This is a genomic window from Pragia fontium (genome assembly GCF_900638655.1).
GTDB classification, from domain to species: domain Bacteria; phylum Pseudomonadota; class Gammaproteobacteria; order Enterobacterales; family Enterobacteriaceae; genus Pragia; species Pragia fontium.
Genome location: NZ_LR134531.1, coordinates 3,236,333 through 3,258,048, shown reverse-complemented (window position 1 = coordinate 3,258,048; position 21,716 = coordinate 3,236,333). Strand labels below are relative to the sequence as shown.

At 47.9% G+C, this 21,716-nt stretch carries 19 protein-coding genes and 1 riboswitch; of the genes, 13 read left to right on the top strand and 6 right to left on the bottom strand.

Going from position 1 to position 21,716, the window contains the following annotated elements; all coding sequences use genetic code 11:
- The first annotated feature begins 6 nt into the window (after positions 1-6).
- Positions 7-1,434, top strand: a complete 1,428-nt coding sequence (hldE, locus tag EL341_RS14125) for a bifunctional D-glycero-beta-D-manno-heptose-7-phosphate kinase/D-glycero-beta-D-manno-heptose 1-phosphate adenylyltransferase HldE (protein ID WP_047781899.1) — start codon at positions 7-9, stop codon at positions 1,432-1,434.
- Positions 1,435-1,444: 10 nt separating this feature from the next.
- A complete protein-coding gene (gene yjeH, locus EL341_RS14120) occupies positions 1,445-2,701 on the top strand; it encodes an L-methionine/branched-chain amino acid transporter (RefSeq protein ID WP_074821748.1) in 1,257 nt (418 codons plus the stop codon).
- A 51-nt stretch (positions 2,702-2,752) separates the two neighbouring features.
- Here yjeH and ubiK read toward each other — a convergent pair whose 3' ends face one another.
- Positions 2,753-3,004: a ubiquinone biosynthesis accessory factor UbiK gene (ubiK, locus tag EL341_RS14115; RefSeq protein ID WP_047781897.1), complete on the bottom strand. Its 252-nt coding sequence runs from the start codon at positions 3,002-3,004 to the stop codon at positions 2,753-2,755.
- 188 nt (positions 3,005-3,192) lie between these two features.
- A riboswitch (FMN riboswitch) is annotated at positions 3,193-3,359 on the top strand.
- A gap of 110 nt (positions 3,360-3,469) precedes the next feature.
- On the opposite strand from ubiK, the gene ribB reads away from it, so the two are divergent.
- Complete coding sequence (ribB, locus tag EL341_RS14110; RefSeq protein WP_047781896.1) at positions 3,470-4,126, top strand: 3,4-dihydroxy-2-butanone-4-phosphate synthase; 657 nt, start codon at positions 3,470-3,472, stop codon at positions 4,124-4,126.
- Between the two features lie 275 nt (positions 4,127-4,401).
- On the opposite strand, the gene zupT is transcribed toward ribB, so the two are convergent.
- Positions 4,402-5,169: a zinc transporter ZupT gene (gene zupT, locus EL341_RS14105; protein WP_074821751.1), complete on the bottom strand. Its 768-nt coding sequence runs from the start codon at positions 5,167-5,169 to the stop codon at positions 4,402-4,404.
- Between the two features lie 317 nt (positions 5,170-5,486).
- On the opposite strand from zupT, the gene ygiD reads away from it, so the two are divergent.
- Complete coding sequence (gene ygiD / locus EL341_RS14100; RefSeq protein WP_047781894.1) at positions 5,487-6,269, top strand: 4,5-DOPA-extradiol-dioxygenase; 783 nt, start codon at positions 5,487-5,489, stop codon at positions 6,267-6,269.
- Between the two features lie 63 nt (positions 6,270-6,332).
- Here the strand turns inward: ygiD and EL341_RS14095 are convergent, their stop codons facing one another.
- From EL341_RS14095 to tolC, 3 genes are all read right to left on the bottom strand, one after another.
- Positions 6,333-7,493, bottom strand: a complete 1,161-nt coding sequence (locus tag EL341_RS14095; RefSeq protein WP_047781893.1) for a glutathionylspermidine synthase family protein — start codon at positions 7,491-7,493, stop codon at positions 6,333-6,335.
- 12 nt (positions 7,494-7,505) lie between these two features.
- The gene (locus tag EL341_RS14090) at positions 7,506-8,183 is read right to left on the bottom strand and encodes a DUF1190 family protein (RefSeq protein WP_047781892.1); all 678 of its coding nucleotides are present in this window, start codon (positions 8,181-8,183) and stop codon (positions 7,506-7,508) included.
- Between the two features lie 370 nt (positions 8,184-8,553).
- Positions 8,554-9,903, bottom strand: coding sequence for an outer membrane channel protein TolC (gene tolC, locus EL341_RS14085; protein WP_047781891.1), 1,350 nt, complete (start codon positions 9,901-9,903; stop codon positions 8,554-8,556).
- A gap of 236 nt (positions 9,904-10,139) precedes the next feature.
- On the opposite strand from tolC, the gene nudF reads away from it, so the two are divergent.
- The 9 genes from nudF (at position 10,140) to ftsP (ending at position 20,372) form a co-directional block, all read left to right on the top strand.
- Positions 10,140-10,775 carry an ADP-ribose diphosphatase gene (nudF, locus tag EL341_RS14080; RefSeq protein ID WP_047781890.1) on the top strand — a complete coding sequence of 212 codons (636 nt, stop codon included), beginning with the start codon at positions 10,140-10,142 and terminating at the stop codon, positions 10,773-10,775.
- Between the two features lie 109 nt (positions 10,776-10,884).
- Positions 10,885-11,223, top strand: coding sequence for a hypothetical protein (locus tag EL341_RS14075; RefSeq protein WP_047781889.1), 339 nt, complete (start codon positions 10,885-10,887; stop codon positions 11,221-11,223).
- Positions 11,224-11,498: 275 nt separating this feature from the next.
- A complete protein-coding gene (locus tag EL341_RS14070) occupies positions 11,499-11,924 on the top strand; it encodes a DUF1249 family protein (protein WP_047781888.1) in 426 nt (141 codons plus the stop codon).
- Positions 11,925-11,974: 50 nt separating this feature from the next.
- Positions 11,975-12,802: a 3',5'-cyclic-AMP phosphodiesterase gene (cpdA, locus tag EL341_RS14065; RefSeq protein ID WP_047781887.1), complete on the top strand. Its 828-nt coding sequence runs from the start codon at positions 11,975-11,977 to the stop codon at positions 12,800-12,802.
- Positions 12,802-13,383, top strand: coding sequence for an esterase YqiA (yqiA, locus tag EL341_RS14060; protein ID WP_164720466.1), 582 nt, complete (start codon positions 12,802-12,804; stop codon positions 13,381-13,383). Before cpdA ends, yqiA begins: the two co-directional genes overlap by 1 nt.
- A 104-nt stretch (positions 13,384-13,487) precedes the next feature.
- Positions 13,488-15,377, top strand: coding sequence for a DNA topoisomerase IV subunit B (gene parE / locus EL341_RS14055; protein WP_047781885.1), 1,890 nt, complete (start codon positions 13,488-13,490; stop codon positions 15,375-15,377).
- A 71-nt stretch (positions 15,378-15,448) separates the two neighbouring features.
- Positions 15,449-17,725 carry a DNA topoisomerase IV subunit A gene (parC, locus tag EL341_RS14050; RefSeq protein ID WP_047781884.1) on the top strand — a complete coding sequence of 759 codons (2,277 nt, stop codon included), beginning with the start codon at positions 15,449-15,451 and terminating at the stop codon, positions 17,723-17,725.
- A gap of 266 nt (positions 17,726-17,991) precedes the next feature.
- A complete protein-coding gene (locus tag EL341_RS14045) occupies positions 17,992-18,732 on the top strand; it encodes a 1-acylglycerol-3-phosphate O-acyltransferase (protein WP_047781883.1) in 741 nt (246 codons plus the stop codon).
- Between the two features lie 194 nt (positions 18,733-18,926).
- Complete coding sequence (gene ftsP / locus EL341_RS14040) at positions 18,927-20,372, top strand: cell division protein FtsP (RefSeq protein ID WP_126468062.1); 1,446 nt, start codon at positions 18,927-18,929, stop codon at positions 20,370-20,372.
- A gap of 92 nt (positions 20,373-20,464) precedes the next feature.
- Here the strand turns inward: ftsP and pgtA are convergent, their stop codons facing one another.
- Positions 20,465-21,715, bottom strand: a complete 1,251-nt coding sequence (gene pgtA / locus EL341_RS14035) for a two-component system response regulator PgtA (protein WP_047781881.1) — start codon at positions 21,713-21,715, stop codon at positions 20,465-20,467.
- Position 21,716 lies beyond the last annotated feature (1 nt).

Genomic DNA, 21,716 nt, shown 5'->3' with positions numbered 1-21,716 from the left:
TTTGGGATGAAAGTCATGTTACCTGATTTTAGCCGTGCCAATGTAATGGTGGTTGGCGATGTTATGCTTGACCGTTACTGGCACGGGCCCGCCAGCCGGATCTCACCTGAGGCACCGGTGCCGGTGGTCAAGGTTAATGTGGTAGAAGATCGTCCGGGTGGTGCGGCTAACGTGGCAATGAATATTGCATCCCTGTGCGGTATTTCCCAATTGGTTGGTTTAACCGGTCAGGATGAAGCGGCGCGGGTATTGGATGCCAAACTCAACGAAGTTAACGTGAAATGTGACTTTGTGACGCTGGAATCCCATCCAACCATCACCAAGTTGCGCGTGCTTTCTCGCAACCAGCAGCTACTACGCCTCGACTTTGAAGAAGGTTTTGACAACGTTGATGCTCAGCCTATTTTAGATCGCGTACAGCGCGCGCTGCCTCAACTAGGGGCTTTAGTGCTGTCTGACTATGCCAAGGGCGCGTTGACATCGGTTCAGTCACTGATTCAGCTTGGGCGTGAAGCGGGTGTTCCGGTACTGATCGATCCGAAAGGCGCTGACTTTGAGCGCTACCGTGGAGCGACATTACTGACGCCGAATCTGTCTGAATTTGAGGCGGTCGTTGGTCACTGTACAAGTGAACAACAGCTGGTAGAGCGTGGTATGGCGCTGATTGAACGGTTCGAGTTTAGCGCGCTGTTGATCACTCGTTCTGAAAACGGTATGACGTTATTGCAGCCGGGTAAAGAGCCATTCCATATGCCAACTCAGGCTCAGGAAGTGTATGACGTTACCGGTGCAGGTGATACGGTAATTGGCGTATTAGCGGTGAGTCTGGCGGCGGGGCTGTCGTTAGAAGAGTCCTGCTTTATGGCAAACGCTGCTGCCGGTGTGGTGGTCGGTAAACTGGGGACATCGACGGTTTCGCCTATTGAGTTGGAGAATGCGATTCGCGGCAGAGCCGATACCGGTTTTGGTGTAATGGACGAACAGCAGCTTAAGCAGGCGGTTGCTCATGCCCGCCAGCGCGGTGAAAAAGTCGTGATGACCAACGGATGTTTTGACATTCTGCATGCCGGTCATGTTTCTTACTTAGCCAATGCCCGTAAGCTAGGGGATCGTTTGATTGTCGCAGTTAACAGCGATGCCTCAACCCGTCGACTGAAAGGGGAGACCCGCCCGGTTAATCCGCTGGCTCAGCGTATGATTGTGCTGTCGGCGTTGGAGTCCGTTGATTGGGTTGTCTCATTTGATGAAGATACGCCGCAGCGTCTGATTGCTGATATTCTGCCGGATCTGCTGGTGAAAGGCGGTGACTATAAGCCGGAAGATATTGCCGGAAGTAAAGAGGTTTGGGCTGCCGGAGGCGATGTGCGGGTATTGAATTTTGAAGATGGCTGCTCAACCAGCAATATCATTAAAACGATTAGAGAGCGTGGTTAATCAGCAATAAATGAGCGGCTTAAAACAGGATATCGGCTTAGTTCAAGGAATCGGGTTACTGTCGACGTCATTGTTGGGTACTGGGGTTTTTGCCGTTCCTGCACTGGCGGCACAGATAGCGGACTCTGGTAGCCTGTGGGCTTGGCCGCTGCTGATTCTTTTAGTGTTCCCGATCGCTATTGCTTTCGCCGCATTGGGACGCCATTTCCCTAATGCTGGCGGTGCCGCGCATTTTGTGAGTCTGGCATTTGGCCCTCATATGGCCAAGGTCACCGGATGGCTATTTTTATCGGTGATCCCGGTCGGTTTACCGGCAGCATTACAGATAGCTTCTGGTTTCTGGCAGGCGGCGTTTGGCTTGGATCAGCTTGGATTACAGCTGGTGCAGCTAGCTACATTACTGACGATCTGGTTTTTGGGCATGCGCAGTGCCGGGTCGAGCGCCAATATTCAGGTGTTGATTGCTATTCTGATTGTGGCAATGGTGGTGGCTATTTGGTGGAAAGGGGGGATTACGCCTGCAACCATTGACTGGCCAGCGGTACAAACCTTATCGGCAAACTCGATGTTCAATGCACTGGCGGTGATGTTCTGGTGTTTTGTAGGGCTGGAGGCTTTCGCTCATTTGGCGGCAGAGTTTCGCAATCCTGAACGTGATTTTCCCCGGGCATTGCTCATTGGTATGTTAGTGGCCGGAGGCGTTTATTGGGGCTGTACCGTTGCGGTGTTAGCATTTCATGCCTACGGTGGTGACATGGCTGCAGCGGCATCTCTGCCATCGATTGTGGTTCAACTGTTTGGCTCCCATGCTTTGTGGGTCGCCTGCATTATTGGTTATTTAGCCTGTTTTGCCAGTTTGAATATCTATACTCAAAGCTTTGCCCGCTTGGTTTGGTCACAAAACTATGAACATCGACCGAAAGCTTGGGTCGCGCAACTTTCCCGCTCTCGTTCTCCACTGAATGCGCTGACGCTGGTGCTATTATGCAGCCTGATTGCTTCTCTGGCGGCCTATTATCTGACCTTGCCCCTCGATGCCTTAATTGTCTATGCCAACGGTATTTTTGTTTTTATCTACCTGCTATGTATGTTGTCCGGCTGTCGACTGCTCAAGGGGCGTTCGAAAGTTATGGCCTTTATCGGTAGTGGATTATGTATTTTATTGCTGATTATGATCGGCTGGAAAACGCTGTATGCGATTGGGATGTTTATGGTCTTATGGCTGATTTTGCCTAAAGGAAGAGAACAATCGGTTAAGGCAGAATGATTAACGGAGCAGGTATTTGCTCCGTCGATTCAATTGACGTTGTGGTGCTGACTATTCCTGATTGTTTTTTGCTTCCAGTTCAGTCAAACGTTTTTCCAGCGCGGTCAATTTCTCACGGGTTCTCAGCAGAACCTGGGTCTGAATATCAAACTCTTCACGGCTAACTACATCGAGTTTAGCCAGTTGGTTTTGCAGCCCTTGACGGATTTTCTTCTCGACTTCATCGCCCAATTCACGAATGCCTTTAGGCATGGATTCGTGAATCTGTTTAGCTATCTGCTCAATTTTCTTCGGATCGATCATTCGTCTACCTTTGATGGTTGATGGCATCTGTATTTAGTCCCGTAAAAATGGGAGACAGGCTTTAGTTTATCGTCTGTTGAGTAGAGTATAAACATTTGATTACCTTGTGTCTGCGTTGGTGCACATTATCCAATAAAGATTAGCGGCCAAAGATTGCCCCTCATTTTAATAAGCGCTATAGTATTCAGGCTTATTCTCAGGGCGGGGTGAAAGTCCCCACCGGCGGTAAATCATCAGGTGTAACAGCCAAGTGAAAGCCCGCGAGCGCTTAACTTAGCCAACGCTAGGTTCAAGGTCAGCAGATCCGGTGTAATTCCGGGGCCGACGGTTATAGTCCGGATGGGAGAGAGTAACGATAACGGGTCGGGCATTCGCTCGCCTTACGTTATTCAGGCGTTTACGCCTGCTTCCAAAAGCTGCCCTGATTCTGGTAATCCATTTAAAAAATAAAGAGGTTATTTTACCATGAATCAGACATTACTTTCCGAATTTGGTACCCCGATTGCTCGCATTGAACTGGCGCTGGACGCTTTACGCAATGGCCGTGGTGTGATGGTACTTGATGATGAAAACCGCGAAAATGAAGGCGACATGATTTTTGCCGCTGAAACCATGACCGTTGAGCAAATGGCGCTGACCATTCGTCACGGTAGCGGTATTGTTTGTCTTTGTATCAATGAACAAATGCGTGAGCAGCTAGCGCTGCCAATGATGGTTCCGGCTAACTCTAGCCGCTACCAAACGGCATTTACCATTAGTATTGAAGCGGCTGAAGGTGTGACGACGGGTGTTTCAGCATCTGACCGTATTACCACTATTCGTGCTGCCGTTGCTGATGGAGCTACAGAAGCCAGTCTGCATAGCCCAGGGCATATTTTCCCGCTGTGCGCGCGTGATGGTGGAGTATTAACCCGCCGTGGCCACACTGAAGCTACCATTGATTTAGTCACTTTGGCTGGTTTTAAATCTGCTGGCGTGTTGTGTGAATTAACTAACGATGACGGCAGCATGGCCAATGCTCCTCAGGTTATTAAATTTGCTAAGCAACACAATATGCCGGTAGTGACCATTGAAGATCTGGTTGCTTATATCGAGCTGAAGAACGCTAAGCAAGCTAGCTGATAGTTGGGAATAAAAAGAAGCCGCTAATGCGGCTTCCGATAAAGTCATTTAATTTGACTGCAGTGAATATTTCGTCCGTAAACAGAACGTAGGAATATTTACATTGTTTCACGGACGAGAGGGATGTTTTTGAGTTCTGTGGGCGTCAGGCCTACGATTCTTAGGGGCGCTTCGGCAGCTAAAGCTGCTACGACCCCAACAGAATCCTCTCCTTCCGTTTACGTTTTATCAGCAATCAGAGAAGCCGCTAATGCGGCTTCTTTTTTATCGGTTAACTAGCCCACTGTCCAAATCTGCAATAGCATCAAGCTGAGTCCCATCACCGACATACCGCAAAGAATACCGTAGCTAGGGTTATTATGTGGATCAATCTCTTTGGCTAATGGCATAAGCTCGTCAACGGATAAGGCAACCATAATTCCTGCAACGGCGGACATAATTGAGGCCATTATTACTGGGGAAACGTTCGGACCCAGCAGTAGGAAAGCAAACAGGCCTCCGGCAATTTCTGCCATTCCGGATAAACCAGCCCACAACAGAGCAGCACGTTTGGAACCGGTGGCTGCATACACAGGACCAGCAACCGCTAATCCTTCTGGAATATTATGTATGGCTACGGCAAGGGCGATACCCAGACCGAGTTCCCAGTTGGTACTGGCGGTAACAAAAGTAGCAATGCCCTCAGGGAAGTTATGTAGGCTGATACCCAGCGTCAACAAAATAGCCGTTCGCTTCAGGTTTCTTGGTGCTTTCTGTCCTGGCATTAGATCGTGGGCATGCTGATGTGGTAGCAGGCGATCCAGCAGAAAATAGCCCAGTAGCCCGGCAATAAACATGCTGTAGCCCAGCACTGGGGACATTCCCGGCGTATTCAGCGAGGCGGGAAGCATTTCCATCAGGGATATCAGCAGCATAATTCCGGCAGCGAAGCCGAGGGCGAAGGCCAGAACGCGATTGGATGGCTTTTGGCCAATGATGCCCAAGAATGCGCCGATAAATGTCGAGCCGCCAGCAAGTATAGTAAGAATAAGTGGAACCGACATAAAACTTCTATCACCTCTATATGATAATTATTATCATTTACCGATAATAACAAACTCTGTAAAAATAACGAATATATCGCAACAATTTATTTGATAGGCAAGACAAATTACCGATTATTCAGTTTTTTTGACGATCTCTATCATGGTTATCTTCTGTTAAATTGCTGAATAAGGATTAACATATATTTCACTGTTTGGTTAGATTTATCTACCAGAATAATCCATCAATGTTAATTATTGTCTTATCCTGATGTTGTAAGGAGACAGGTAACAGCTTGATGTATCGAATAACATGAGCAGAAAGCAGAGGAATTATCATGAACAATAGTTTAATGCCGGCCCTGTTTCTGGGACATGGTAGCCCAATGAACGTGTTGGAGGAAAATGTCTACACTCAAACATGGCGTCAGCTTGGCGCGACATTGCCTAAACCAAAAGCGATTCTCGCGATTTCAGCACACTGGTATACCCGAGGTACTGCAGTAACGGCAATGAGCCAGCCAAAAACTATTCATGACTTTGGCGGTTTTCCTCAAGCGCTGTTTGACACGCAATATCCGGCACCGGGTTCGCCTGCGTTAGCTGAGCGGGTTCAGCAGCTATTAGCGCCAGTAGCCGTAATGTCTGACAGCACTGAATGGGGATTAGATCACGGTACCTGGGGTGTGCTGATTAAGATGTACCCTGATGCTGACATTCCAGTGGTACAACTCAGCATTGACGGCACGCAGTCGGCGGAATATCACTATCAGTTGGGTAAAAAATTGGCTGAATTACGCCGTGAAGGCGTGATGATCGTGGGCAGCGGCAATGTGGTGCATAACCTGCGTATGGTTAAATGGCAGGGGGAGCCGCAACCTTATGACTGGGCACTGCGTTTCGATGCCTTTGTGCGGGATAACCTAAACGATGATAGTGATGATCATCCGCTGGTTAATTTTATGCAGCATCCTGATGCCGCCTTGTCTTGTCCAACGCCTGAGCACTATTTACCACTGCTGTATATTTTAGGCGCTAAGCAGCCGGGTGAGTCTATCACTATTCCGGTAGATGGCATTGAAATGGCGTCATTAAGTATGTTGTCGGTGCAGATAGGGTGATGGATAACAGAATTACAGATAAAAAAACGCCCTGATATTTCGGGGCGTTTTTATTCGTTAGAATTAATCTAAAATAATATGCGGATAATAACGGGAAAGATCCTGAGTAATTAAGCTCCGATCTTCACGCAGGCCGATACCGCAAGGTTCATCATTTACCAGCCAGCTGCCAATTAGCGTATAGCTATCATTGAAGCGCGGTAAGTGATGGAACTGCTGAATAATCATACCTTCTTCGCCATAAGGGCCGTCAACCTTACACACTTCTTTGCCGTTTTCGATAATCTGAATATTGGCACCTTCCCGCGAGAACAGCGGTTTAGTGACATAATGAGACAGCTCAGGATGTGCTTCACCGGAAAAATAAGCCGGCAGCAGGTTGGGATGATTAGGGAACATTTCCCACAGCAGTGGTAATAGTGCCTTGTTGGAAATAATGCTTTTCCATGCAGGTTCTAACCAGCGTACACCGGCATCTGCCAGCTTGGTGGAGAACACTTCACGGAACATAAACTCCCAAGGATACAGCTTAAACAGATTGCTGATCACTTGATCCTGAGGATCGGTAAACTGGCCTCTTTCTCCCAGACCAATTTCTTCAATATACAGAAACTCATTGGCCAGGCCGGCTTCGTTAGCGCAATCTTGCAGATACTGTACAGTGCCACGGTCTTCTTCGGTATCTTCACAGCAGGCGAAATGCAGCAGGTTAAAACCGTGCAGGGCTTTTAGCTCGCTGAAACGCTCAATCAGCTTATCCTGCAGGCTGTTGAACTGGTCGGCATCGTGACGCAATTTACCGGCGTTAACCTGATCTTCCAGCCACATCCACTGGAAAAATGCGGTTTCATACAGTGAAGTTGGCGTATCAGCATTATTTTCCAGCAGCTTGGCCGGACTCTTGCCATCGTAGGCTAAATCGAGGCGAGAATAGAGTGACGGTTGTTGAGTGGTCCATGAATTGCGTACGAACTCCCAGCAATGGCGGGGAATCTGAAACTTGGTTAACAGCTCTTCGCTATTAACGACTCTCTCCACCACCTGTAAGCACATTTGATGTAGCTCGGCGGTGGTGTTTTCCAGCTCTTCAATCTGGGCTAAGGTAAATTGGTAATAGGCATCTTCACACCAGTACGGTTCACCGTACATGGTGTGGAAGTTAAAACCATATTCTGTAGCCACTTCGCGCCAGTTCGGGCGCTCAGCAATGGTTTGACGAATCATTAAAAGTTAACCTTAACCGCCAAATGAACGGCCTTTGCTCGATGTTGATGAGTTATTCGTTGAGCTGCTGCTGCGTGACATGGCATTTTGCTTGGCTACCGACTCACCAAAGCCGCCGCGGGTAATGGTTTTGGTGGTGGCTGGTTTAGGTGCAAGGGCGCTCTTGTCTACTTTCATGGTTCTGCCTGTGGTGGCATTACCGTAATTACGGCCGGTGGAATCAACGAATTTACCGTTAGCCGGGCTGCTGGCAGACTTAGAGGTAAACAGAGGAGATTGACCGTAACCGCCACCCATCATGCGACCCATCATGTAACCGGCCATTAAAGGCATCCACATGCTACCGCTTTGCTGAGGTTCAGCAGACATGCCTGCTTGTGCTGGCGCTGGTGCTTGAGTACATTGAGACTCGCCAAATTCAGCGACGCAATCTTCTTTGGTGGCATATTTAGGCGCAGTTTTAACCGCTTCTTCCAGAGCCTGATTATAAGCAATAGTACACTGGTCACCCATCGCCGGATTACTTTGTTTACATTCGTCCGCATTGGCGAAAAGAGATACGCTTTCGTCCGCTTGTTCACAGCCTGACAGCATAAATACGGCACTTACCGCCAACGCCACAGGCGCCAGGCGATAAGTACGAAATGATTTGCGGAAAGAGTCACGGTTTATTTGTTTAGTGCGCTTCATTATTTATCAGTCCCAGAGTTAAATTCAAGATACCTACGCTGCATCGTCCTGCGTTTTGGAAAAAAGAACATGTGTGCATGTTGGTAATAAAAAATTGGCTGTACATGCACGGGTGATTGTCCGTTTCAGGCAGGACAAGGCAGGGAAATTCCCTTTTAATAAACTACCGTTAGAATAGGCGAAATTAGAAACAAATTAAAGTAAAGAGACGCAGTTTCAACGGAATTGATTTCTGAGGTAGGGCAAAGTGTGCGCTGACTCTCGGTTTTGTTCCTGATAGCCTGATGCTAGCGCTTAAAAATAAGCCCCTGAACGTTTGAAGTTCAGGGGCTATATGGACCAAACCAATCGGTTTTTTCAGCTCAAGGGATTAATTGGTTTTAATCACCGGAATGGTAGTAACGGGTTTACCTAAAGAGCCGTTCAATTTGGTCAGATCGTTTTCATTCAGCGTACCTAAAGCATATTGAATGTTTAACTGATTAATCAGGTAATCATAACGTGCATTAGAGAGTTGCTGCTTGGCATTGTACAGGGTGGTTGTGGCGTTCAAGACGTCAACAATGGTACGAGTACCAACATCATAACCAGCCTGAGTCGCTTCCAGAGAGCTTTGCGCAGAAACAACGCTTTGTTGGTAAGCCTTCACTGAACTGATAGAAGCCGACACGTTATTGTAGGAAGAGCGTACGATTTGCACCACTGAGCGATGAGCCGCTTCCAGTGCTTCGCTAGCGCCGACATAGTTATACTGTGCCTGCTTAACGCGGGAGTTAGTTTGACCACCGCTAAACAATGGGAAACTTAACGTGACGCCTGCCGTGGTGCTACCACCGGTTGTAGTATCCGGTCCCATAGTACTTGTACCGCGGTAGTCAGTATTGGATAAACCGGTAGAGGCAGTCAGTGCAACCGTCGGCATATGACCGGTTTGCTGTAGCTTGATTTGATCGCGGGACAGATCTTGAGAAAGTCGGGCGGTCAACAGATTAAGGTTACGGCTCTCAGCTTCTTTTAGCAGGCTATTAACGTCATTAGGACGTTTAGTGCTGAAACGAGCGGTATCCAGTGAACTCAGCTCTGGATAGAACATACCGGAAATTTGACGCAGCACTTCCAGCGCGTTTTCCAGATTGTTGCGGGCGGTCACTTCGTTGGCCAGTGTTTGGTCATACTGTGCTTGGGCGTTCTGCACGTCAGTAATGGCTACCAGACCGACATTAAAACGTTGACGAGCCTGATCCAACTGACGATAAAGGGCATCTTTCTGTGCTTCAGTCGTCGATAGGGTATCCAGACTACGCAAAACGTTGAAATAAGCGGTTGCAGTATCCAGAATCAGCTTTTGCTGCTGAGCTTGATAAGATACATCCTGTACGCCAGCCTGCTTCTCAGTAATGTTCAACTGACGCCATAATGACATATCAAAAATGGTTTGGCTTAGTTGCAAACTACCATTACCGACATCACTTTGGTTGCCGCTGTTGTCACGATAGCCGCGATTGATATTATAACCGGCGTTTAAGCCCAACTGAGGAAGCAGAGCTCCGCGCGACTCACTAATTTTTTCATAGGCTGCATCACGGTCAGACTGAACCTTACGTAAGTCAGGGTTATTGCTTTTAGCCTGTTGGTATACTTGTACCAAACTGTCAGCGTAGCTTAATGAACTTAAGCCACCCAAGCTAAGACCAATAATCAAAGGAAGCAGTTTCTTCATGGGCGATCCTTGTTGTACAGCAATAATGTTGTTTTGACTGATTGTTACTGTCAGAAATAAATATAGTGACAAATTCTACCAGAGTATCTCTGATAATAAAGGTAGCTTTATGTGCCATCATACTATTATTTACAGAATTTTTACGCGTTTTGGGCATTTATTGGTTGAAGTCAACGTATCTACCCAATCAAGATAGGCACTATCAAACCATTTATCGACTTAAAGAGAAAGAAATAATGACGCTATCCACTCTTTCACCCGTTGAACTGGGTCAGCAAGACATAGAAATTATCTCGCAGAAGCCGCTTTATCGTGGTTTTTTCTCTCTCACCGAGTACCGTTTTCGCCATCGAAAGTTTGACGGTAGTATGAGCGGCGAAGTAATGAGGGAAATCTTTGAGCGCGGTCATGCCGGGGTTCTACTGGCTTATGATGCGATACGTGACAAAGTGGTACTGATAGAACAGATTCGTATTGCGGCACTGGAAACCAGCGATACTCCGTGGTTGCTTGAATTAATTGCCGGCATGATTGAGCCTGATGAAGATATTGAACAAGTGGTTCGGCGCGAGGCAGTGGAAGAGGCGGGAATCCATATTGGGCGCTGTAAGCCGGTGTTGAGCTATCTGTCCAGTCCGGGAGGAAGCAGTGAAAGAATGTCGATTATGGTGGGGGAAGTGGATTCATCCACCGCTTTTGGCATTCATGGCTTAGCTGAAGAGCATGAGGATATTCGGGTTCATGTGGTGACTCGAGAGCAAGCCTATCGCTGGGTAGAAGATGGAACCATTGATAACGCCGCTTCAGTGATTGCGCTGCAATGGCTACAGCTGCATTACATTTCCCTACGACAAGAGTGGCAAAAATCGTAGTGATTATTCAGTACTCACGAGGGTGGTTATTGGCTGCTCTCCATAGTCGCCTGTTAAATCATGCGGATACTGCTAATATAAAAAGAATAATCACTAAAGGGGCTCTCGTGTGGCGAATAAAATTGTTGAAAATATCATCAGCAGCATCGAGCTAATCACCGATCCATGGATAGATTCTCAATTGCATGACTTTTATCATAATGATGAAAATGTTGTGGAGTTTAGTTATGAGCTGATAGATAACAAATATTATATTAGCGTGATGCTGAAACAGCCTGACATTCATACTATTAAAATTCACTTTATGTCTTTAGTTTCACTGATGCAGTACTCCTACTTTACCTTTTATTCCAGAAAGGCCAATGAGCATTTGGTGAGCTATAAGCTGATATCTGGCGGTAGTGATATGAAAGGCTTTTACTGCGAAATTAATTATGGGCATATTTAACACCTGCCGTTTATGTCTTGCGGTTGAGATTAATTAAGTCGGCGCTTTGACATTAAACCATGCAATGTGTATGGATATATCGTTGGGTTGCATCAGGTAAATTCGTCGTTTATTTACGATTTTCTATCAATTGATTCTTTATTTGCCCACGGTTTTTCCTTCATAATACGTCATTGATTTGAGACGGCAGTATATATTTGTCATGGTTTATGACCTGACATGTCTGGTATACCTTAGTGTAATAAGGTCAGTTTCATGATATTTAAAAGGGTAATATGAAAAAGCGGTATGTTCCTGACTTTCCGGCAATGATGCGTTTAACCGAAGTTAATTACGCTCAGTTGCGCCGATTAATTCCTCGTAGTGATACGTTAGGAAGTCGGGTGGGACTAGAGGTAGCAGGCACGACTTATCATATTGAAACGCTGGAATCGACCCGTTATACCTCACTGGTTTCGATTAAACAGGCGCACCCTAAAGTGAGCTATTGGAGCATGCCACAACTGAACGTTCGGCTGTACCATGATGCGTTAGTTGCAGAAGTGTGTTCTAGTCAACAGATCTTTAGATTTAAAGCAAGTTATGATTATCCTAATAAGAAATTGCACCAGCGGGATGAGAAACATCAAATCAATCAGTTTTTGGCGGATTGGTTACGTTTTTGTCTGATGAAAGGGACAATGTCAGTCCCGGTTTGTTAAACACTTAGAAAGCAGGAGCTTACTAACTTAAGCTTTTTGAAGGAAACCTCTTGGAAAGCCTTTTTCAACTCCCTCTGGCACGTGGGACCAGAGTGCGAGTTTTACAAATTACTGATACCCACTTATTCGCTGGTATGGATGAAACGCTGTTAGGCGTTAACACTCTGCAAAGCTATCAGGCCGTATTAGAGGCGATTGCTGAACAAGGGCATGATTATCAATTAATCGTTGCGACAGGAGATCTGGCTCAAGATCGTTCCCTCGCTGCCTATCAGCGTTTTGCCGCCGGCATTGCCCACCTACCTGCTCCTTGCGTATGGCTACCGGGTAATCATGATTTCCAACCGGCGATGGTCGATGCCATGGCCGCAGCAGAGATTCTGCCTTCAAAACAGGTGTTGCTGGGCGATGACTGGTATCTGATTCTGTTGGATAGCCAGGTCTTAGGCGTCCCTCACGGTGAGCTGAGCGAATACCAACTGAATTGGCTGGATCATTCATTATCTCGCTATGCCGATCGCCATGCGTTAATCCTGTTGCACCATCATCCGCTGGCCTCCGGCTGTACTTGGTTGGATCAACATAGTTTGCGTAATGCCCATATGTTGGCAGAAGTGTTGGATAAACATCCGCAGGCAAAAACGCTGCTATGTGGGCATATTCATCAGGATCTCGATCTTGACTGGAATGGTCGACGGGTTCTGGCTTCTCCATCAACCTGCGTGCAATTTAAGCCCCACTGTACTAACTTTACTATTGATGAACTTGCGCCGGGCTGGCGTTATCTTGATCTATATTCTGATGGTTCGATTGACACTACGGTGTGCCGCCTTAACAGCGATGCATTCCGTCCTGATATGAACTCGGATGGTTATTGATGGCAACCCTGCTGTATATACATGGATTTAATAGTTCGCCGCAGTCGGCCAAGGCCGCCAGTTTTCAGCGTTGGCTGGCGGAGCACCATCCGCATATTGAGATGCTAATTCCTCAAATTCCGCCGTATCCATCGGAGGCGGCTGAGTTGTTAGAGCAGATCGTGTTAGACCGGGTTGGAGAGCCGCTCGGCATTGTTGGCTCCTCATTGGGAGGCTATTATGCTACTTGGTTATCCCAATGTTTTATGTTGCCGGCGGTTCTGGTTAATCCTGCGGTTAAGCCGTATGAATGGTTGCAGGATTATATTGGGGAATATGAGAATCCCTACACCGGACAGCAATATGTGATAGAGTCACGCCATATTTACGATCTCAAAGTTATGCAAATTGATCCACTAGAATCTCCGGATTTGCTATGGTTATTACAGCAGACAGGGGATGAAGTGCTTGATTACCGTCAGGCGGTCACTTACTACACTTCCTGTAGACAAACGGTAGAGTCAGGTGGAAATCACAGTTTTGTCAGCTTTGATCACTATTTTTCCCCGATTATTGATTTTTTAGGGCTTGCTGCGGCTTAATAATACCGGCTTCAGCCTGCCAGCTATGGAAGGTAAGCCGGTTTACACCGATAATAAGCAATGATCGTTTTTATGCCCTAAAACTATTATCCAGAAGCTAAACAATGAGCCAATCTAGTTATAATGCTGATTCCATTGAGGTTCTCAGCGGCCTTGAACCAGTACGTCGCCGTCCCGGCATGTATACTGATACCTCTCGCCCTAACCATCTTGGTCAGGAAGTGATTGATAACAGCGTTGATGAGGCGTTAGCCGGTCACGCACGTAAAGTCGAAGTGATTTTATACGAAGATCAGTCGCTGGAAGTGATCGATGATGGTCGCGGTATGCCGGTAGATATTCACCCTGAAGAAGGGGTCACGGCAATCGAGCTGATTATGTGTCGTCTACATGCTGGCGGTAAGTTCTCTAACAAGAACTATCAATTCTCCGGTGGTCTGCACGGGGTCGGTATTTCAGTGGTTAACGCCCTGTCTACCCGCGTGGAAGTGACGGTGCGGCGCGATGCGCAGGTGTACAGCATCATTTTTGAAAACGGCGAAAAAGTACAAGACTTAACGGTTATTGGTACCTGCGGTCGCCGTAATACCGGTACCAGTGTGCATTTCTGGCCGGATGGTAGCTTCTTTGACAGCCCAAGATTTTCCGTTTCCCGTTTGGTCCACGTACTGAAAGCGAAAGCGGTACTTTGTCCTGGCGTGGAAATTGTCTTTACTGACAAAGTCAACGGTACTGAACAGCGCTGGTGCTATCAGGACGGCTTGACCGATTATCTGATGGAAGCGGTAAATGGTCTGGTTACGTTACCGGAAAAACCGTTTGTTGGCGCTTTCTCCGGTGAAGTTGAAGCCGTTGACTGGGCGCTGCTATGGCTGCCTGAAGGCGGTGAAGTGCTAAGCGAAAGCTACGTTAACCTGATTCCTACCATGCAGGGAGGAACGCACGTTAATGGATTGCGCCAAGGGTTACTGGACGCGATGCGTGAATTTTGTGAGTTCCGTAATCTACTGCCGCGCGGTGTCAAACTCAGCGCGGAAGATATTTGGGATCGTTGCGCCTACGTGCTGTCACTTAAGATGCAGGATCCACAGTTCGCCGGGCAGACCAAAGAACGGCTCTCTTCCCGTCAAAGTTCGGCTTTTGTCTCCGGAATTATTAAAGACGCCTTTAGCCTGTGGCTAAACCAGAACGTACAGGCAGCGGAACAGCTGGCTGAATTAGCCATTTCCAGCGCTCAACAGCGTATGCGTGCTGCCAAGAAAGTGGTACGTAAAAAACTGGTTAGCGGCCCGGCTTTACCGGGTAAGCTGGCAGACTGTTCTTCACAAGATTTAAGCGTGACGGAACTGTTTTTAGTGGAAGGGGACTCAGCAGGCGGTTCAGCTAAACAGGCGCGTAGCCGTGAGTTTCAGGCCATTATGCCGCTGAAAGGTAAAATTCTAAATACCTGGGAAGTGTCTTCCGATGAAGTACTGGCCTCGCAAGAGATTCACGATATCTCCGTGGCGATCGGTATTGACCCTGATAGCGACGATCTCAGCCAATTGCGTTACGGCAAAGTCTGTATTCTGGCGGATGCGGACTCCGATGGTTTACACATCGCGACACTGATTTGTGCCCTGTTTGTGCGCCACTTCCGTAAGATGGTGGAAGAAGGGCACGTGTACGTTGCCATGCCGCCGCTGTACCGCATCGATTTGGGTAAAGAGGTGTATTACGCGCTGGATGAAGAAGAGAAGGCCGGTATCCTCGAACAGTTAAAGCGCAAAAAGGGCAAACCAAACGTGCAGCGCTTTAAAGGATTGGGTGAAATGAACCCTCTGCAACTGCGCGAAACAACTATGGACCCTAATACCCGCCGTCTGGTACAGCTAACGCTGGAAGACAGCGAAACCACCATGGCGCTGATGGATATGCTGTTAGCGAAGAAACGTTCGGAAGATCGCCGTAACTGGTTACAGGAAAAGGGCGATATGGTGGAACTTGATGTTTAATATCGATATCTGAGCCCGGTTTCAACCCGGTGATTACGCTGAGTTAAAGCGGGAAAGGAAAGAGTAATTTTATGAGTGATATAACTCACGACGGCGTGGAGCAACAACCGCTCCACCAGTTTACTGAAAATGCGTACCTCAACTATTCGATGTACGTCATTATGGACCGTGCCCTGCCGTTTATTGGGGATGGTCTGAAACCGGTACAGCGCCGCATTGTTTATGCTATGTCTGAGCTGGGGCTGAATGCCACGGCTAAGTTTAAGAAATCGGCGCGTACCGTCGGTGACGTATTGGGTAAATACCATCCACACGGCGACAGTGCCTGTTATGAAGCCATGGTGTTAATGGCTCAGCCATTCTCTTACCGCTATCCGTTGGTAGACGGTCAAGGAAACTGGGGGGCACCTGACGATCCTAAATCGTTTGCCGCCATGCGTTATACCGAATCTCGCCTGTCAAAATATGCTGAGTTACTGCTTAGCGAATTAGGTCAGGGTACAGTGGACTATACGCCAAACTTTGACGGTACGCTGCAAGAACCGAAGATGCTGCCGGCGCGCTTGCCGAATATTCTGTTAAACGGCACCACCGGTATTGCGGTGGGGATGGCGACGGATATTCCTCCGCATAACGTCCGGGAAGTGGCGAATGCTGCGGTGATGTTACTGGATAATCCAAAGGCCACACTGGATGACGTGATGACCCTGATTCAGGGGCCAGACTATCCAACGGAAGCCGAGATCATTACGCCGCAGGAAGAGATCCGTAAAATTTACCAGAGCGGTAAAGGCTCAGTGCGCATGCGTGCTGTGTGGAAGAAAGAAGAGAGCGAAATCGTGATTACCGCGCTTCCTCATCAAACTTCCGGCGCTAAAGTGATGGAACAGATCGCCAGCCAAATGCGTGCCAAAAAGCTGCCGATGATTGACGACTTACGTGATGAGTCCGACCACGAGAATCCGACGCGTTTGGTGTTGGTACCGCGCTCTAACCGCGTTGATATGGAACAGGTGATGAATCATCTGTTTGCCACTACCGATCTGGAAAAAAGCTACCGTATTAACCTGAATATGCTGGGGCTGGATGGCCGTCCGTCGGTGAAGAATCTGGTTGAGATCCTCAGCGAATGGCTGGTGTATCGTCGCGATACCGTGACCCGCCGCCTGAATCACCGTTTAGAACGGGTATTAAAACGCCTGCATATTTTGGATGGCTTACTGGTTGCCTTCCTCAATATCGATGAAGTGATTGAGATCATTCGTGCGGAAGATGAACCTAAGCCGGTATTGATGCAGCGTTTTAGCATTAGTGATACTCAGGCCGAAGCTATTCTGGAGCTGAAATTACGCCACCTTGCCAAACTGGAAGAGATGAAAATCCGCGGTGAGCAAGAAGAGCTGGAAAAAGAGCGGGCGCATTTACAAGGGCTGCTCTCTTCCGATCGTAAAATGAGCACGCTGATCAAGAAAGAAATTCTGGCGGATGCCGAAACTTATGGCGACAATCGTCGTTCACCGCTGGTGGCTCGCACTGAAGCCAAAGCGATGAGCGAACATGATTTTGTACCGTCTGAGCCAGTGACTATCGTGTTGTCTGATATGGGCTGGGTCAGAAGCGCTAAAGGCCATGATATCGAACCTTCAGGGTTAAGCTACCGCGCAGGAGACAGCTTTAAAGCCGCTGCTCGCGGTAAGAGTAATCAGCCGGTGGTGTTTATTGATTCCACCGGCCGTAGCTATGCGTTGGATCCTCTGTCGCTGCCGTCTGCCCGTGGGCAGGGGGAACCGTTAACCGGCAAACTGACTCTGCCACCGGGAGCAACGATCGATCAGGTCTTAATGGCTGCTGACGATCAGAAACTGTTGATGGCTTCTGACGCCGGTTATGGCTTTATCTGTACCTTTGAAGATTTAGTGGCGCGTAACCGCAATGGTAAGGCGATGATTACCTTACCGGATAATGCTCGAGCGCTGCCTCCGCTGGATGTGAACAGTGAAGATGACTTGCTGCTGTCTATTACCGCTGCAGGCCGAATGCTGCTGTTCCCGGTTGGGGATTTACCACAGTTATCCAAAGGTAAGGGGAATAAGATTATCTCCATTCCTTCGGCACAGGCCGCTGCCGGTGAAGATCGGATCGCCTATCTGTTTATCCTGACGGCGAAGTCATCGGTTACCCTGCATGTTGGTAAGCGTAAACTTCAACTGAGACCGGAAGATTTGCAGAAATTCCGTGCGGAACGCGGTCGTAAAGGTACACTGCTGCCTCGTGGTTTGCAGCGTATTGACAGCATTGAGGTGGAAACACCGCCACAGCCGGGTGAAGATCCTGCTGTAGAAAGCTGATATGTCGCTGAAAATAATTGATTGAATTATAGGCTGTTTCTTTATTGGAGCAGCCTATTTGTTTTATATGCACCCGTTTTTATATCAAGCGTGGGTTAGCGTGGAATGCGAATCGTGATGGTTATTATATAACCGATAATTTTGCTGCTTTTCTGCGATGATTCATTGAGATAAAGTGTGTTTTTCTTTCATCAACTTGATATTGGAATCAGTGCGTTTTCTTTATAAGTGGGTATACTTACCGCTTATAAATGAGAGGGATTTATATGCTAGTAATTTTGCGTGCTTTGATCGTTATTCCGTTTTGTATTTTAGTCTGTCTACTTGGTTCAGTATATTGCCTTTTTAGCCCGCGTAATCCTCGTCATTCTTATACTTTTGGGCGGTTATTTGGCCGTCTGGCGCCGATATTTGGTTTAAGCGTTGAAACCCGGGTTAATCCTCCGGTTAAAGCCGACGGTAACTGTATCTATATCGCTAACCATCAAAATAACTACGATATGGTCACTGCTGCCGCTGCGGTGCAGCCTAAAACGGTCACCGTGGGTAAAAAAAGTTTGTTGTGGATTCCATTCTTCGGCCCTTTCTACTGGCTGACGGGTAACATCCTGATCGATCGCAATAACAAAACCAAATCACGCGGCACGATTTATCAAATTGTTGAACAGATGAAAAAGCGCGATCTTTCGGTGTGGATGTTCCCAGAAGGTACCCGCAGCCGCGGTCGTGGTTTATTACCGTTTAAGACCGGTGCATTTCATGCGGCGATAGCCGCCGGCGTGCAGATTGTGCCGATTTGTGTATCCAATACCAGTAACAAAATTAACCTGAACCGTTGGAATAATGGGCATGTGATCGTTGAAATGATGTCGCCTATTGATACCAGCCAATATAATAAGGATCAGGTGCGTGAACTTGCTCAGCATTGCCATGATGTGATGGTAGAAAAGCTGGCGCAGTTGAATCAGGAAGTGGCCCAACGTGAGGCGAACGACCGGCAGCGTTAACCAATGCTTTAGGTATTGCTGGTTCACGACGGTGACTATTTGATGATTTTACGCAGAGACAATAATGTCCCTGCGTTTTCTATTGTATATCGATAATCAGACCATTTTATTTTTGGTGTAATGGGCCTGAGTATGGATAACCTGAAACAGATTGGGATAGCTCCCTTGAGTTGTGCTAAATAAAGGCTGTATTAATGGTTGATAGATTGAATAAAAAAACGACGTCAATTAGTCGCCGTCGCTTATTGCAGGCGACCAGCGTGGCTTTAGGGGCAAGTATGCTGCCAAGTGTACCTGTTATGGCAGCGACACCGCAGGTTGCGTTACCGGTTCCTCCGTTGTTGGAAACTCGTCGTGGTCAGCCTCTTTATCTTTCTATGCAGCGAACGCACTGGGAGTTTATCGCCGGGGCCCGAGTGGCGGCCTGGGGATTTAACGGCCGATATTTAGGGCCAACGGTGAGAGTGCGCGATGGTGACGATGTTAAAATGGTCTACAGCAATCGCCTGAGTGAAGCCGTTGCCATCACCGTTAGCGGATTACAGGTACCTGGGATGTTAGTGGGCAACGGTGCTCGCATGATGTCACCCGGCGTAGATTGGTCACCGATTATTCCTATCCGTCAGCAAGCGGCGACCTGCTGGTATCATGCGATTACCCCTAATAAGATTGCCCCGCATATTTATAACGGTTTGGCGGGTATGTGGATTATTGAAGATGCAATAACCCGTGGACTGAACATTCCTAACCAGTATGGTATTAACGATTTCCCGGTGATTTTGCAGGATAAGCATTTTGATGCTTTTGGTCAGCCGGAATATACCGGTAATAGTGAGTCCGGCTTTCTGGGAGATACTTTGCTGACCAATGGCGCCATCGGACCTTATGTTGAAGTTGGTCGGGGATGGGTGCGCCTGCGTTTACTTAACGCATCTAATTCACGTCGCTATACGCTGAGTTTGAGTGACAATCGGCCTTTTCATTTGATTGCCAACGATGGTGGTCTGTTACCGGCACCGATTAGTTTACCTCTGCTAAATCTGGCTCCGGGGGAGCGCCGTGAGGTCCTGATCGATATGTCGAAAGGCGAAGAGGTTTCAATTTCCGCAGGGCTGTCTGCCGGTGTGGTGGATCGGATACGTAGCTTCTTTGAACCATCAAGCATTCTTAATTCTTCTTTGGTATTAACCATTAAACCAACCGGGCTGATGGCGCTGGCTACGGATAAGCTGCCTGCTAGTCTGAAGCCAGTTGATGTATTGGATGGCAGTATTGCCCGTTCCCGCGAGTTTGTCTTAGGTGATGATGTACCGGGGATTAATGGCGCGATTTGGGATCCGCTACGCATCGATACTCAAGCGCTACAAGGGACATGGGAGCGTTGGACGATTAATGCGGCCAAACCTCAACCGTTCCATCTTCAGGGCGCCTCGTTCTTTGTCAGCGCGGTAAACGGCGCGACACCGCCTCAGGAAGAAAATGGCTGGAAAGATACCGTCTGGGTCGATGGTAAAGTTGAACTGCTGGTGAAGTTCAATCAATCTTCATCGCCGCATTTCCCGTTTATGTACTATAGCCAGAATCTTGAAATGGCAGATCGGGGAAATATTGGGCAGTTGTTGGTGGAAGAAAGACTTTAGGTGAGTGAGGGGCGTTTACCCGAACGCCCCAAGACGATAGTAATTCTATGTGATGTCCTATTAGCGGCCTTTATAGGCTTCTGAACGATACCTTAATAACGATAATCCATCTTATCAATCCCATACTTCTTCATTCTCAAATACAGCTTTTTCCTCGGAATCTGAAAATACTCCGCCACATCGTTAATTCTTCCCTGATGGATATTCAGGGCTTCGATGATGATCTTACGCTCATAATTTTCGATGCGTTCATCCAGCGGGGTAGGGTCGGCATCGGTGGCTAAGGTATTGACGGGGCCGGCCATCGGTAGCACGCCAACGGCAACCAGCTCGGCGGCATTAGCCAGTTCTCGCACATTACCGGGCCACGGGCGCGTGGTGAATTTTTTAACCAATGCCTCACTTAACTGAGGCTGTTGGCGATTCAGGCGCTTACAGGCATAGGCCAGATAGTGCCTGAATAACACTTCAATATCGCCGGGGCGTTTGCTCAGGGGAATACACTCAATTTGCGTCAATGAGAACAGGTAATACAGCTCAGGAATCAATTGCTGCTTAGCGGCCAGCTCTGCGGGAGGACATTGGCTGGTGACGATCAGGCGGAATTTTCGCTCCTGCTGCTGATCCTGTAATTGAATCAATAAACGTTGATTGACCAACGTCAGACATTCGATATTTTTTAACAGCAAAGTTCCACCGTTGGCCTGCTTAGCCCACAGGTCAAGAGGCTGTTCGGTATCCGCGGTCAACTCCTCAACCACTAAGGAATTCTCCCGTTGTGGGCTGATACGATGAAGATATTTGGCGGCCAGTGTGCGCCCGGTACCCAGCTCACCGTACAGACAAATAGGGAGCGTGGTTTCCGCCAGCGTTTCTAACTGTTGACGCAACTGGCGAATCCAACCGCTATGACCAATCAGATGCTCACCCAACTGCTCTCGTCGCCATTTCCGCTGTTCGATTAGCAAGCGTCGTTCAGTTAAGGCCTTCTCGATTAACGTGAGTAACTGCTGCGGATTAACCGGCTTTTGCAGAAAGTCGTAGGCGCCTTTTTTGACCGCTTCAACCGCCATCGGTACATCGCCATGGCCAGTGATCAGTAAAATAGGCAGTTGGCTATCGGTATTGTGCAACTGTTCAAGTAGGGTAATACCGGAAATTTCTGGCATATAGACATCGGTCAGAACAATACCGGGCCAATCTTCGGGCAGCAGGCCAGAAACCTGCTGTGGATCGCTACAGGTGTAAACCTGATAGCCTTCCTGTTGCAGCAGGGCGCTATAGGCTTCTAATACATCATGGTCATCATCAATAAGCAGAATAGACTGTTGGTCGCTTAACATA